We start from the raw sequence: 12979 nt of genomic DNA on the forward strand, positions 1-12979 counted from the left end.
GTGGGGAGGCGGGGCGCGGAGGTCGCGGGCAGGCCGGTGTCAGTCCAGCGGCCGACGGGTCGCGCCGTAGGTCGCCGAGCGCACCAGGTGCGCGTACACCTTGAGGGCCTGGGAGACCTGGCGCTCGCGGTGCTCGGGCCGCCACGGCAGCGGGCCCTTCGCGGTGCGGCGGCGGGCCAGCTCGTCCTCGGGCACGTCCAGCTCGAGCAGGCGCTTGTCCACGTCGATGATGATCGTGTCGCCGTCCTCGATGAGGCCGATGAGCCCGCCCTCGGCCGCCTCCGGGGAGATGTGGCCGATGGAGACTCCGCTGGTGCCGCCGGAGAAGCGGCCATCGGTGATCAGCGCGCAGGTCTTGCCCAGGCCCCGCCCCTTGAGGAAGGAGGTGGGGTAGAGCATCTCCTGCATGCCGGGGCCGCCCTGCGGGCCCTCGTAGCGGATCACCACCACGTCGCCGGCCTTCACGGTCTTGTCCAGGATCTTCTGCACCGCCTCCTCCTGGGAGTCGCACACCACCGCGGTGCCCTCGAAGTGGAAGAGGTCCTCGGTGACGCCGGCGGTCTTGAACACGGCGCCGTCGCGGGCCAGGTTGCCCTTGAGCACGGCGAGGCCGCCGTCCTTGGTGTGGGCGTGCGGCACGGCGCGGACCACGCCGCTCTCGCCGTCGAGATCGAGCTCATACCAGGTGTTCGTGGTGGAGAACGCCTGGGTGGTGCGCACCCCTCCGGGGGCGGCGTGGAACAGCGCCTCGGCCTTCTTCGAGGCCGTCCCGCCGCGCACGTCCCACTCGGCCAGCCAGCTGGTGAGGTCCGGGGAGTGGACGGTGTGGACGGTGTGGTCCAGCAGCCCGGCCCGGTCCAGCTCGCCCAGGATCGCGGGAATGCCGCCGGCGCGGTGGACGTCCTCCACGTGCGCGGTGCCGTTGGGTGCCACCTTCGACAGGGTGGGCACCAGGCGGGAGATGCGGTCGATGTCGTCGAGCCCGAAGTCGACCCCGCCCTCGATCGCGACGGCGAGGATGTGCAGGATCGTGTTGGTGGAGCCGCCCATCGCCACGTCCATGGCCATGGCGTTGGAGAACGCGGCCTTGGTGGCGATCGAGCGCGGCAGCACGGACTCGTCGTCCTCCTCGTAGTAGCGCCGCGCGAGGTCCACGATGGTGCGCCCCGCCTCGAGGAACAGCTCCCGGCGGAAGGCGTGGGTGGCCAGGGTGGTGCCGTTGCCGGGCAGGGACAGCCCGAGCACCTCGGTGAGGCAGTTCATGGAGTTCGCGGTGAACATGCCCGAGCAGGAGCCGCAGGTGGGGCAGGCGTTCTCCTCCACCTCGGCGAGCTGCGCGTCGGTGACCGAGTCGTCGGCGCTCAGCGCCATCGCGTCCACCAGGTCGATGCGCCCCTCGGTGACGCCCTCGACGGGCTTGCCGGATTCGGAGGGCCCGCCGGAGACGAACACCACGGGGATGTTCAGCCGCATCGCGGCCATGAGGTGGCCGGGGGTGATCTTGTCGCAGTTGGAGATGCACACCAGGGCGTCGGCGGTGTGGGCGTTGACCATGTACTCGATGGAGTCGGCGATGACGTCGCGACTGGGCAGCGAGTAGAGCATGCCGCCGTGGCCCATCGCGATGCCGTCGTCCACCGCGATGGTGTTGAACTCCTTGGAGATCCCGCCGGCCTCCTCGATCGCGCTCGCGACCAGGTCGCCCATGTTCTTCAGGTGCACGTGGCCGGGCACGAACTGGGTGTACGAGTTCGCGATCGCGATGATCGGCTTGCCGAAGTCGCCGCTCTTCATGCCGGTGGCGCGCCAGAGGGCGCGCGCGCCTGCCATGTTGCGGCCGTGGGTGGAGGTGCGGGAGCGGAGCTGAGCCATGCGCGTCATCGTACGCCGCCATGCGAGATGCGGGTGTCAGTATCCGGACGGCGGACGGCCCGGCCCCAGAGCGGGGCCGGGCCGTCCGGAGTGCAGGGGCGCTCAGGAGACGCCGAGCTTCTCCATGATGATCTCGCGCACGCGGCCGGCGTCCGCCTGGCCGCGGGTGGCCTTCATGATCGGGCCGATGAGGGCACCGATCGCCTGGACCTTCCCGCCCTGGATCTTCGCGACCACGTCGGGGTTGTCGGCGATCGCCTGATCCACCGCACCGGTGAGCACGGAGTCGTCGGAGACGACGGCCAGGCCCTCGGCGTCGACGATCGCGGCGGGGTCGCCCTGGCCGTCGAGCACCTTCACCAGCACCTGCTTGGCGATCTTGTCGTTGATCTTCTTCTCGTCTACCAGGCCCTGCAGCTCGGCGACCTGCGCCGGGGTGATCGCGAGAGCGGGAAGCTCGGTCTCGGAGTCCTTCGCGATGCGGGCCAGCTCGCCCATCCACCACTTGCGGGCGCTCTGGGCGCTCGCGCCGGCGCCGACGGTCGCCTCGATCAGGTCAAGGGCGTCGGCGTTGACCGCGTCGCGCATCTCCAGATCGGAGAAGCCCCACTCGCCCTTCAGGCGACGCCGCCGGGCGGCGGGCAGCTCGGGCAGCGCGGCGCGCAGCTCCTCGATCCACTCGCGGCTGGGCGCGACCGGCACCAGGTCCGGCTCGGGGAAGTAGCGGTAGTCCTCCGCATCGGACTTCGGACGGCCCGAGGAGGTGCCGCCGGTGTCCTCGTGGAAGTGGCGGGTCTCCTGGACGATCTGCTGGCCGGCGTCGAGCAGCCCCGCCTGGCGGGAGATCTCGAAGCGCACGGTCCGCTCGATGGAGCGGAAGGAGTTGACGTTCTTCGTCTCGGTGCGGGTGCCGAGCGGGGCGCTCGGGTCCTTCCGCAGGGAGACGTTGACGTCGGCGCGCACGTTGCCGCGCTCCATCCGCGCCTCGGAGACGTCCAGCGCCCGGAAGATGTCCCGCAGGGTGCGCACGTAGGCGGCGGCGACCTCGGGGGCGCGGCCCTTCGTGTCCGGGATCGGCTTGGTGACGATCTCCACCAGCGGCACGCCGGCGCGGTTGTAGTCCACCTGCGAGTGGGTGGCGCCGTGGATGCGGCCGGTCGCGCCGCCGACGTGGGTGTTCTTGCCCGCGTCCTCCTCCATGTGGGCGCGCTCGATCTCCACGCGCACGATCTCGCCGTCCTCGAGCTCCACGTCCACCCAGCCGTCGAAGGCGATGGGCTCGTCGTACTGGGAGGTCTGGAAGTTCTTGGTGAGATCCGGGTAGAAGTACTGCTTGCGCGCGAAACGGCAGGTCTCGGCGATCGAGCAGTTCAGCGCCAGGCCGATCCGGATCGCGTACTCCACGGCCTTCGCGTTGACCACCGGCAGCGAGCCGGGCAGCCCCAGCGAGGTGGGGGTGATCGCCGTGTTCGGCTCGGCGGCGAAGATGTTCGGCGCGCCGTCGAACATCTTGGTGGCGGTGCCCAGCTCCACGTGCACCTCGATGCCGAGCACCGGGTCGAAGCGGGCGATCGCGTCGTCGAAGTCGACGGGGGTGATGGCGGTGGTGGTCATCGGGCTGCGCCTCCTGCGAGCTCGGGGGCCTTGGCCAGCAGCGGACCGCCCCAGGCGTCCTCGAGCAGCGCCTCCAGGGCGCCGCCCACCTGGTACAGGCGCTCGTCGGCGCGGGCCGGGGCGAGGAACTGGATGCCGGCGGGCAGGCCGTCCTCGGCGAGACCGCTGGGCAGGGAGATGCCCGGGGTGCCGGCGAGGTTGGCGGGGATGGTGGCGATGTCGTTCATGTACATCGCGGTGGGGTCGTCGATCTTCTCGCCGAGGCGGAAGGCGACGGTGGGAGAGGTGGGCGAGGCCAGCACGTCCACCTGCTCGAAGGCGGCGGCGAAGTCCCGCTGCACCAGGGTGCGCACCTTCTGGGCGCTGCCGTAGTAGGCGTCGTAGTAGCCGGCCGAGAGCGCGTAGGTGCCCAGCAGGATGCGGCGCTTGACCTCGTCGCCGAAGCCGGCGCCGCGGGTGGCCTTCATGACGGACTCGGCGGTGGGGCTGTCCTCGGGCACCACGCGCAGGCCGAAGCGCATGCCGTCGAACTTGGCGAGGTTCGAGGACGCCTCCGAGGGCATGATCAGGTAGTAGGCGCCCAGCGCGTACTCGAAGTGCGGGCAGGAGAGCCGCACGATCTCGGCGCCGGCCCGCTCGAGCTGGTCGAGGGACTCGGTGAAGCGGGCGCGGACCTCGGGGGCGAAGCCCTCGCCCTCGAGCTCCTCGATCACGCCGATGCGCAGGCCCTTCACGTCGCGGCGGCGCGCCGCCTCGGCGAAGGAGCCCACAGGATCGGGCAGCGAGGTGGAGTCGAGCAGGTCGTGCCCGGCGATCAGCTCGTGCAGCAGCGCCGAGTCCTCGACGGTGCGGGTGACGGGGCCGGCCTGGTCCAGGGAGCTGGCCATGGCGATGAGGCCGTAGCGGGAGACGGAGCCGTAGGTGGGCTTGACGCCCACGGTGCCGGTGACGGCGCCCGGCTGGCGGATCGAGCCGCCGGTGTCGGTGCCGATCGCGAGCGGGGCCTCGTAGGCGCCGACGGCCGCGGCGGAGCCGCCGCCGGAGCCGCCCGGGATCCGCTCGCGGTCCCAGGGGTTGCGGGTGGGGCCGTAGGCGCTGGTCTCGGTGGAGGAGCCCATCGCGAACTCGTCCATGTTGGTCTTGCCCAGGATCGGCAGGCCCGCGGCGCGCAGCTTCTCGACCAGGGTCGCGTCGTAGGGCGGGACCCAGCCCTCGAGGATCTTCGAGCCGGCCGTGGTGGGCTGGCCCTTGGTGACCACGACGTCCTTGACGGCGACGGGCACGCCCGCGAGGGGGTGGAGCTCCTCGCCGGCGGCGCGGCGCGCGTCGACGTCGCGCGCGGTGGCGAGCGCCTCCTCCTCGCTGGTGTGGAGGAAGGCGTTCAGATCGCCGTCCACGGCGGCGATGCGGTCGAGGTGGGCGCGGGTGAGCTCCTCGGCGGAGATCTCCCCCGCGCGCAGGGCCTCCGCCTGGGCGGCGGCGCTGCGGCGGATCATGGCGGGTGCGGTCATGGAGTCGGTCATGCTCTCTCTCACTCCTCGCCCAGGATCTGCGGGACGGCGAAGCGGCCGTCCTCGGCCTCGGGGGCGCCGGCCAGCGCCTCGTCCTGGGTGAGGGTCTCGGTGACGACGTCCTCGCGGAAGACGTTCGTCATGGCAATGGGGTGGCTGGTCGCGGGGACGTCCTCGGAGGCGACCTCGGAGACGGAGGCGACAGCGTCCATGATGGAGTCGAACTCGCCGGCGAAGCGGGCGATCTCCTCCTCGGTGAGCTGGATCCGTGCGAGGTCGGCGAGGCGTGCGACGTCATCTCGTCCGATCGAAGGCATGCCGACAGTCTAGGACGAGCGGAGCCGCGGGCCGTACGGCCGTTCGCGCGCCGTCCGTGCGCGCCGCCCGTCAGGCGGGAGCGAGGTAGCGGTACTCCCCGGCCGGGGCGAAGCCGGCGGAGCGGTACAGGCGCCGCGCCGGGGTGTTCTCGCTCTCCACCTCGAGCAGGGCGAGATCCGCGCCCTGGACCCGGGCGAGCGCGAGCAGCGAGTCCACGCACGCCCGTCCCAGGCCCTGCCGGCGGTGCTCGGGGTCCACGGCGAGCTGATCGAGCACGGCGACGGTGCGACGGCGGTGCGGGACGAGGGCGGCGCGGCCCACGGCGAGGGGCGCACGGGACCCGGCGGCCGGGTCGTCGAGGGCGAGGTAGATCGCGGGGGTGCCCGCCATCAGGTCGCGCAGGGTCGTGCGGGCGCCGTCCTCGGCGCGCGGGGCCAGGCGCCAGGACGCCTCGAGCCAGGGCGCGGGCGGGGAGCCGACGGTGATCGCGGCGCGGGGATCGGGGGCCGCGCGGTGATCGGCGAGGCCGCGGTGCAGCACGTGGACCGGGGCGTGGGGTGCATGGCCGCGCTGCGCGAGGGCGCTGCGAACCGGCTCGTGGTCGATGCCCTCGCCGGTGAACAGGCGGAAGACGGGCTGCTCCCCCGCCGCGGCGAGCAGTCCCTCGATCCGCGCCAGGGCGGCCTCGAGCGCCGCGGGATCGGTGGGCGGCTCGAGCGGGACCACGCTGTTCGCGCGGCGCGTCACGCCCCGGGAGCGCTGCACCGCGAAGCCGTCCACGTCCAGCCGGGACAGGGCGCGCCAGCCGCCCAGCAGGGTCTCGATCAGCGCCGTGCCGGAGAGCGCGGGGACGGAGGGCCGACGGGTGCGGGAAGCCATGCGGGAAGTCTACGAGGGCTAGTGGTGCGCGTTCCGTGCCCGTCGTGCCCCGGATAGACTCGGCACGTCCGGCCGGCCACGAAAGGATCCACCATGACCGTCGATCCGCACAGCGACGCCGCCTCCCCCGCGCCCGGGAGCGACGAGGAGTCCGTCGAGGAGGCGCGGCTGCGCGAGGCGCAGGAGCTCGAGGAGCGCATGCGCCGCGCCCTGGCCACCAAGGAGGATCCCCTGCGGGATTCCGAGACCACCTCGGAGCGGCTGCGCCGCCTGGAGCGCGAGCGCGCCGAGGGCGGAGCCGGGGGCGAGGGCACCGGGTCCTGAGCCCCCTCACGGCCGCTGCGGCGGCGGCATGAGCAGCAGCGGCAGGTAGAGCACGCCGGAGAGCTGATAGGGGAAGGTGATCCGCATGATCACCCGGATCCCCCAGTGCATCCCGAAGGCCCCGGCGGCGAACAGCCACCCGGCACGCCGATCGGCGAGCGCGAGCGGGGCCCCGAGCTCGAGCACCAGGGAGGACACCGCCATCACGGTGAACAGGCCGGTGTGAGGGCCGAGAACTCGCACGAGCGGGTTCGCCGGCTCCCCGAGCATCTCCTTGCGCAGGGCGTCCACGGCGACCTGGTTGCGCATCGAGGCGCCGCTCGCCCACCGCAGCCCGTCGGTGCCGGCGAGCTTCGCGATCCCCGCGAGCAGGTAGGTGAGCGCGACCGCGCCGTTCATCACGGCGGGCGTCGCGCCGTACATCCAGGAGCGGCGCCCGGGCAGCACCGTGCGGTCGCGCACGAGGGCGTCCACGCTGAGCGCATCCGCGGCCGGGGCGGCGCCGAGCACCATGGTGTGCAGCACCAGCGCGTTCTCGTGGTGGTAGACCATCGACCACGAGTTGCGGTAGCTGAAGTTCCACGTCTGCAGGGCGGAGTGCAGGGGCCCGGTGACCCGGTGCGCCACCCCGGCGGTGAACAGCGCGCCCGTGACCAGGGAGGCGTCCAGCAGTGCATCGGCGATCCTCGGCGGCAGCGGTCTGCGCAGCACCCGGGCCACCCCCACGGGATCGAAGCTCTCGCTCGCGGTGCGGTGCACGCCGCGGTACAGGGCGCGGCGGCGACCCACGTGCCACAGGTGGTAGCCGCCCACGGCGAGGCGCAGCAGAGCAGGAGCCGTGGGGGACGCAGTGGGGGCGAGGCGGCGGCGTGCGACGTCCGCGGCCCGGCGCAGCAGGGGGCTCATCGTCCTGCCCCCGCCGCGATCGGCGAGGGGCGACGGCCCGGGACGGGTGCGGCACCGCACAGCTCGATCCGTGCGGTGATCTGCTCGCGGTCCGCGCCGCGCAGGTACGCCTCCAGGCGGTACCGGCCGCGGACCACGCGCACCTCGGTGATGGCGCGGTCCTCGGCACGGTTCCGGGCGGCCAGCCGCTCTGCGGCCTGGGTGGCGAGGATCTGGCCGTCGCCGGCCCGCACCCGGCGGCGGACCTGGCGGCGCACCGCGTTCAGCCCGCCGGTGCCGAGGTAGCTGTAGTGGAGCGGGCGGGAGGTGCCCGCCGCGTCCACGCCCAGCAGATGCGCGACCCGGTAGTGGGCGGAGCGGCGGGCGGAGAACATCGGGTAGTGGCTGAAGGGGAACGAGTCGCGCACCTCGCGTTCGGCACCCAGGTGACGGGCCGGGAGGGCGATCGCGGTGAGGAGGGCGCCGGCGAGGAGCCCGGCGAGGAGTCGGGTGGTGGGGGTGTCGGGGAGGGAGGCTCCCGCGGGGCGGCGGTGCGGCGCAGGCGTGGTCATGGCCGGAAGGCTAGGCAGGTGGGATGAGACGGAGGCGGCCAGGGATGAGAGGTGCATGAGAGGTGTCTCAGAGACGCCTGGACGAGCGTTCCTCCCCATCGCGCGGCCGTCCACCGCGCCGTGGCCGCTCCCCCGGGCGTCGGCCGGGCTTGCGACACTGGGGGCATGAGCTCGAGCCCGCATTCCCCCGCCGCCCCGACGGACGGCGCCGCGCTGCACGAGGAGGCCCTGCAGGCCCTCGGTGCGCTGACCGGCCGGGAGGAGGCGCGCTTCCATCCCGGGCAGTTCGAGGCGATCCAGGCGCTGGTGGCCGAGCGGCGCCGCGTGCTGGTGGTGCAGCGCACCGGATGGGGGAAGTCCGCGGTGTACTTCCTGGCCGCGCTGCTGCAGAGGCGGCGCGGGGCCGGGCCCGCGCTGATCATCTCCCCGCTGATCGCGCTGATGCGCGACCAGGTCGCGGCCGCGCGCCGCGCCGGGGTGCGGGCCGAGGCGATCAGCTCCGCGAACCCCACTGAGTGGCGCGACATCGAGGAGGGGCTGGCCGCCGACGCGATCGACGTGCTGCTGGTCTCCCCCGAGCGCCTGGTCAACCCGCGCTTCCGCGAGGAGCAGCTGCCGCGGCTCGTGGACCGCTGCGGGCTGCTGGTGATCGACGAGGCCCACTGCATCTCCGACTGGGGGCACGACTTCCGTCCCGACTACCGCCGACTGCGGGACCTGGTGGCGCAGCTGGGCACCGAGGTGCCAGTGCTCGCCACCACCGCCACCGCGAACTCGCGCGTGGTCGCGGACGTCGCCGAGCAGCTCGGCACCGGCGGGGCCGACGGCGAGGTGCTCACCCTGCGCGGCTCCCTCACCCGCGAGTCGCTGCGACTGGGGTCGCTGAGCCTGGCCGATGACCGGCAGCGCCTGGACTACCTGGTGCGGCACCTCGACTCCTTCGAGGGCTCGGGGATCATCTACGCCCTGACCGTCTCCGCCGCCGAGGATCTCGCCTCCCTCCTGGACCGGCCCGGGCGGAGGGTGCGCGCCTACACCGGGCGCACCGATCCCGAGGAGCGGGCCGAGCTCGAGCAGGCCCTGAAGGACAACCAGGTCAAGGCGCTGGCCGCGACGAGCGCGCTGGGGATGGGCTTCGACAAGCCGGATCTCGGCTTCGTGATCCATCTGGGGGCGCCCTCCTCCCCCGTCGCGTACTACCAGCAGGTGGGCCGCGCGGGCCGCGCCACCGACCGGGCGGACGTGCTGCTGCTGCCGGGGAGGGAGGACCGGGCGGTCTGGGAGTACTTCGCGACCTCCTCGATGCCCTCGCAGGAGAGCGCCTCGCAGGTGCTCACCGCCCTCGCGGAGGCCGGCGCGCCGCTGAGCACCCCGGCGCTGGAGACCCGGGTGGACGTGCGCCGCAGCGCCCTGGAGCTGCTGCTGAAGGTGCTCGCCGTCGACGGCGCCGTCCAGAACGTGAAGGGCGGCTGGATCGCCACCGGCGCGCCCTGGCACTACGACGCCGCGCGCTACGAGACCGTCGCCCGCGCCCGCCGCGAGGAGCAGCAGGCGATGCTCGCCTACGAGGCGCTCTCCGGCGGGCCGGAGCAGTGCCGGATGGTGTTCCTCGCCCGGCAGCTCGACGATGAGACCGCCGTGCCGTGCGGGCACTGCGACGTGTGCGCGGGGCCCTGGTACCCGGCGCCGGACGCACCCGCCGCCGCAGGTGACCGCCCCGGCGAGGAAGGCGCCGACGAGCGCGTCGCCGCGCTGCTGGAGCGGGTGGGCGTCCCGGTGGAGCCGCGGGCGAGCTGGCCCTCGGGCCTGGACCGGCTGCTCGGCGCGGACGCGCCGAAGGGGCGGATCCCCGAGGGCGAGCGCGCCGTGGAAGGCCGCGTCATCGCCCGCATGTCGGACCTCGGCTGGGCTGTGCCGCTGCGGGAGCTGCTGCGCAGCGACGAGGACGGCCGCCCCGTCGATGCGGTCGTGCCCGAGCGGATCGGCTCCCGGATCGTGGAGGTGCTGAAGGACTGGGACTGGGAGCAGCGCCCCGCCGCGGTGGTCGCGGTCCCCTCGGCCACCCGGCCGCAGCTGGTGAGCTCGCTCGCCGCCGGCATCGCCTCCGTCGGACGCCTCGAGGACCTCGGCGCCCTCGACCTCGCCCCGGGCGCCGCCCCGCTGCGCGGCGGCGGCAACAGCGCCTTCCGCGTGGCGGACCTGTGGGAGCGCTTCAGCGTGGGCGAGCAGCTGCGTTCGCGCCTCGAGCAGCTCGACGGCGCACCGATCCTGCTGGTCGACGACGTGATCGACACCCGCTGGACGATGGCGGTCGCGGCGCGGCTGCTGCGCAGGGCGGGCTCCGGACCGGTGCTCCCGCTGGCGCTCGCGCAACAGGCCTGAGCACCGGCCGCGCCCCGGCGAGGACCGCCCCGCGCGGGGATCAGTCGGTCCCCGCCTCCGCCTCGGCCTCGTCCGCGCCGGCGCCGTCCTCCTCGTTCGCCTCCGGCAGGGCGACCGCGTCCGGCCCGCCCTCGAGCAGGGCCACGAAGTCGGCCTCGTCGAGGATGCGCAGGCCGAGGTCGCGGGCCTTGGTCTCCTTCGAGCCGGCGTTCTCGCCGACCACCACGAAGTCCGTCTTCTTCGAGACGGAGCCGGAGGCCTTCCCGCCGCGGGTGATGATCGCCTCCTTCGCGCCGTCGCGGCTGAAGCCGTCCAGCCCGCCGGTGACCACCACGGTGAGGCCCTCGAGGGTCTTCACGAAGCCCTCCTCCACCTCGTCCGCCATGCGCACGCCGGAGGCGGCCCAGCCGTCCACGATCTCGCGGTGCCAGTCGACCTCGAACCACTCCACCACGGCCTCGGCGATGATCTGCCCGACCCCGTCGGTCTCCGCGAGCTGTTCGACGCTCGCCTCGCGGATCGCGTCCATCGAGCCGTAGGCGGTGGCGAGCGAGCGCGCGGCGGCAGGGCCCACGTGCCGGATCGACAGCGCCACCAGCACCCGCCACAGCGGCTGGTCCTTCGCCTTCTCGAGCTCGGCGATCAGCTCGCCGGTGGTCTTCAGCGCCGCGGGCTCCTTGACCTGCTTCCAGACGTTCTCGCGCTTGTAGTGGCGGAACTGGGGGCGGGTCCAGAAGGCGGGCTGGATGCGCCAGTCCCCCGTCGGCTCGCCGTCGCGCCGCTCGGGCTGCCACACCACCACGTCGGCGAGCGCGTCCGCGGTGAGGTCGAAGAGGTCCGCGCCGGTGTCGATGACGGGCTGCTGGATCGCGGGCAGCAGCGGGTCCTCGGCGGAGGTGAGGCGCAGCAGCGGGACCCCGTCGGTCCCCTGGACGACCTCCCCGTTCTTGACGACCACGAAGGCGTCCAGCTCGGTGTCCGCCACGTCCCGGATCGGGAGATAGATCGCGTGGTCCTCGGTGAGCGCGGCGAGCGCCTCGGGGCGGCGCTTGTCCGGATCGGTGAGCGCGATCGCGCTCTCCTCGCCGAGCGACTCGATGTCGAAGGCGCCGCGGGAGCCGGCGTGCTCCACGCGCCCGGTCACCTGGGCGGGGCAGTCACGGCGGTTCGGGCAGCGCCAGTCCTTGTCCCCCTCCTTCTCGGGCCGGATCTCGGTGCCGCAGGCGGGGCACTCCGTCGGCATCACGAAGGGGCGCTCGGTGCCGTCGCGCAGCGACTCCACCGGGCCCAGGATCTCCGGTATCACGTCCCCCGCCTTGCGCAGCACGATCGTGTCCCCGATCAGCACCCCCTTGCGCTCCACGTCGAACTGGTTGTGCAGCGTGGCCTTCTCCACCGTGGAGCCGGCCACCAGCACCGGCTCCATGATCCCGAAGGGGGTGACGCGCCCGGTGCGGCCCACCTGCACCTGGATGTCCAGCAGCTTGGTCGTGACCTCCTCCGGGGGGAACTTCACGGCGGTGGCCCAGCGCGGGGCGCGGGAGGTGGAGCCGAGCGCGCGCTGCTGCGCGAAGGAGTCCACCTTCACCACGATCCCGTCGATCTCGTGCTCGAGGTCATGGCGGTGCTCGCCGTGGTGCTCGACGTAGGCGGCGACCTCGTCGACGGTGCTCACCACGCCCAGATGGGCGGAGGTGGGCAGGCCCCAGGACTTCAGCAGCTCGTACATCTCGCTCTGGGAGCCCGCCGGCGGGTCCGGCCAGGCGCCGAGGCCGTGCACGGTGAGGCGCAGCGCGGCCAAGCGCGCCTCGCCCGCCTCCCGCTCCAGCCCGTCCTTCTTGTCCAGCTGCTGGCGCAGGCCGCCCGCGGCGGTGTTGCGGGGGTTCGCGAAGGAGGGGAAGCGGCGGGTGGCGGCGAGCTGCTCGCGCTGCTCGTCGAAGGGTCGACGCCCCTCCGCCGCCCGCGCCTCCCAGCGGGTGCGGGCCTCGGCCACGGCCCGCTCACGCAGCTCCACCTGAAGGTCGTTGAGGCGGGTGAAGTCCTCGGTGGGCATGAACACCTCGCCGCGCACCTCCACCAGCGGCGGATGCCCCTCGCCCTCCAGGCGCTGCGGGATGCCCTCGATGCGCAGGGCGTTGACGGTAACGTCCTCGCCGGTGCGGCCGTCGCCGCGGGTCGCGGCGGTGACGAGCTCGCCGTGCTCGTACCGGAGGTTGATCGCGAGACCGTCGATCTTCAGCTCGGTGAGGTAGCGCACCGTCCCGCCGAGCTCCGCGGCCACGTGGGCGCACCACTCCCGCAGCTCCTCGAGCGAGAACACGTTGTCCAGCGACTGCATCCGCTCAGCGTGCTCGAGCGTGGGCAGGCCGGTGGCCGCGGTACCGCCCACGGTGCGGGTGGGCGAGTCCTCGGAGGCCAGCTGCGGGTTCTCCGCCTCGAGCTCCCGCAGCTCCTTCTCCAGCGCGTCGTACTCGCCGTCGGCCATCGTGGGCGCATCGTGCTCGTAGTAGTCCGCGCGCGCCTGCTCGATCTGCGCGGTGAGCTCGGCGACGCGCTGCTGCGCACGGGCCGCGGTCTCGGTTCCCTGCTGGTTCGTGGTCACCGGAACATTGTGACGCACCG

Annotated in this window: 10 protein-coding genes; 2 read left to right on the plus strand and 8 right to left on the minus strand. The window is 73.4% G+C overall.

Translation table 11 applies throughout. From position 1 onward, the window contains the following. Nucleotides 1-39: 39 nt before the first annotated feature. The 5 genes from ilvD to DWV08_RS06875 all read right to left on the minus strand — a co-directional run bounded on the left by ilvD (nt 40) and on the right by DWV08_RS06875 (nt 6194). Entirely contained in the window at nt 40-1872 is a 1833-nt protein-coding gene (gene ilvD, locus DWV08_RS06855; RefSeq protein ID WP_115413115.1) for a dihydroxy-acid dehydratase, read from the minus strand. Nucleotides 1873-1974: 102 nt separating this feature from the next. Then, nucleotides 1975-3486 (minus strand): Asp-tRNA(Asn)/Glu-tRNA(Gln) amidotransferase subunit GatB, encoded by a 1512-nt coding sequence (gatB, locus tag DWV08_RS06860; protein WP_115413116.1) that lies wholly within the window; start codon nt 3484-3486, stop codon nt 1975-1977. Next, the gene (gene gatA, locus DWV08_RS06865; protein ID WP_162801516.1) at nt 3483-5009 is read right to left on the minus strand and encodes an Asp-tRNA(Asn)/Glu-tRNA(Gln) amidotransferase subunit GatA; all 1527 of its coding nucleotides are present in this window, start codon (nt 5007-5009) and stop codon (nt 3483-3485) included. The genes gatB and gatA overlap by 4 nt, the downstream gene beginning before the upstream one ends. Nucleotides 5010-5017: 8 nt before the next feature. Next, entirely contained in the window at nt 5018-5314 is a 297-nt protein-coding gene (gene gatC / locus DWV08_RS06870) for an Asp-tRNA(Asn)/Glu-tRNA(Gln) amidotransferase subunit GatC (RefSeq protein ID WP_115413117.1), read from the minus strand. Between the two features lie 70 nt (nt 5315-5384). After that, nucleotides 5385-6194, minus strand: a complete 810-nt coding sequence (locus DWV08_RS06875; protein WP_115413118.1) for a GNAT family N-acetyltransferase — start codon at nt 6192-6194, stop codon at nt 5385-5387. Between the two features lie 93 nt (nt 6195-6287). Here DWV08_RS06875 and DWV08_RS06880 point away from each other — a divergent pair, with 93 nt between their 5' ends. Beyond that, nucleotides 6288-6518 carry a hypothetical protein gene (locus tag DWV08_RS06880; protein WP_115413119.1) on the plus strand — a complete coding sequence of 77 codons (231 nt, stop codon included), beginning with the start codon at nt 6288-6290 and terminating at the stop codon, nt 6516-6518. Between the two features lie 6 nt (nt 6519-6524). Here DWV08_RS06880 and DWV08_RS06885 read toward each other — a convergent pair whose 3' ends face one another. Then, the gene (locus DWV08_RS06885) at nt 6525-7424 is read right to left on the minus strand and encodes a hypothetical protein (RefSeq protein ID WP_115413120.1); all 900 of its coding nucleotides are present in this window, start codon (nt 7422-7424) and stop codon (nt 6525-6527) included. After that, nucleotides 7421-7975, minus strand: a complete 555-nt coding sequence (locus tag DWV08_RS06890) for a hypothetical protein (protein WP_115413121.1) — start codon at nt 7973-7975, stop codon at nt 7421-7423. The genes DWV08_RS06885 and DWV08_RS06890 overlap by 4 nt, the downstream gene beginning before the upstream one ends. Nucleotides 7976-8140: 165 nt before the next feature. On the opposite strand from DWV08_RS06890, the gene DWV08_RS06895 reads away from it, so the two are divergent. Next, complete coding sequence (locus DWV08_RS06895) at nt 8141-10357, plus strand: RecQ family ATP-dependent DNA helicase (protein ID WP_115413122.1); 2217 nt, start codon at nt 8141-8143, stop codon at nt 10355-10357. Between the two features lie 40 nt (nt 10358-10397). Here DWV08_RS06895 and DWV08_RS06900 read toward each other — a convergent pair whose 3' ends face one another. Beyond that, nucleotides 10398-12959 (minus strand): NAD-dependent DNA ligase LigA, encoded by a 2562-nt coding sequence (locus tag DWV08_RS06900; RefSeq protein ID WP_162801517.1) that lies wholly within the window; start codon nt 12957-12959, stop codon nt 10398-10400. Nucleotides 12960-12979: the final 20 nt, after the last annotated feature.

It is taken from the genome of Brachybacterium saurashtrense, from assembly GCF_003355475.1.
Classification (GTDB): Bacteria; Actinomycetota; Actinomycetes; order Actinomycetales; family Dermabacteraceae; genus Brachybacterium; species Brachybacterium saurashtrense.

Coding starts and splice junctions, on each gene's coding strand:
- ilvD (WP_115413115.1), bottom strand. CDS start 1,872: ATGGCTCAGCTCCGCTCCCGCACCTCCACCCACGGCCGCAACATGGCA.
- gatB (WP_115413116.1), bottom strand. CDS start 3,486: ATGACCACCACCGCCATCACCCCCGTCGACTTCGACGACGCGATCGCC.
- gatA (WP_162801516.1), bottom strand. CDS start 5,009: ATGACCGACTCCATGACCGCACCCGCCATGATCCGCCGCAGCGCCGCC.
- gatC (WP_115413117.1), bottom strand. CDS start 5,314: ATGCCTTCGATCGGACGAGATGACGTCGCACGCCTCGCCGACCTCGCA.
- DWV08_RS06875 (WP_115413118.1), bottom strand. CDS start 6,194: ATGGCTTCCCGCACCCGTCGGCCCTCCGTCCCCGCGCTCTCCGGCACG.
- DWV08_RS06880 (WP_115413119.1), top strand. CDS start 6,288: ATGACCGTCGATCCGCACAGCGACGCCGCCTCCCCCGCGCCCGGGAGC.
- DWV08_RS06885 (WP_115413120.1), bottom strand. CDS start 7,424: ATGAGCCCCCTGCTGCGCCGGGCCGCGGACGTCGCACGCCGCCGCCTC.
- DWV08_RS06890 (WP_115413121.1), bottom strand. CDS start 7,975: ATGACCACGCCTGCGCCGCACCGCCGCCCCGCGGGAGCCTCCCTCCCC.
- DWV08_RS06895 (WP_115413122.1), top strand. CDS start 8,141: ATGAGCTCGAGCCCGCATTCCCCCGCCGCCCCGACGGACGGCGCCGCG.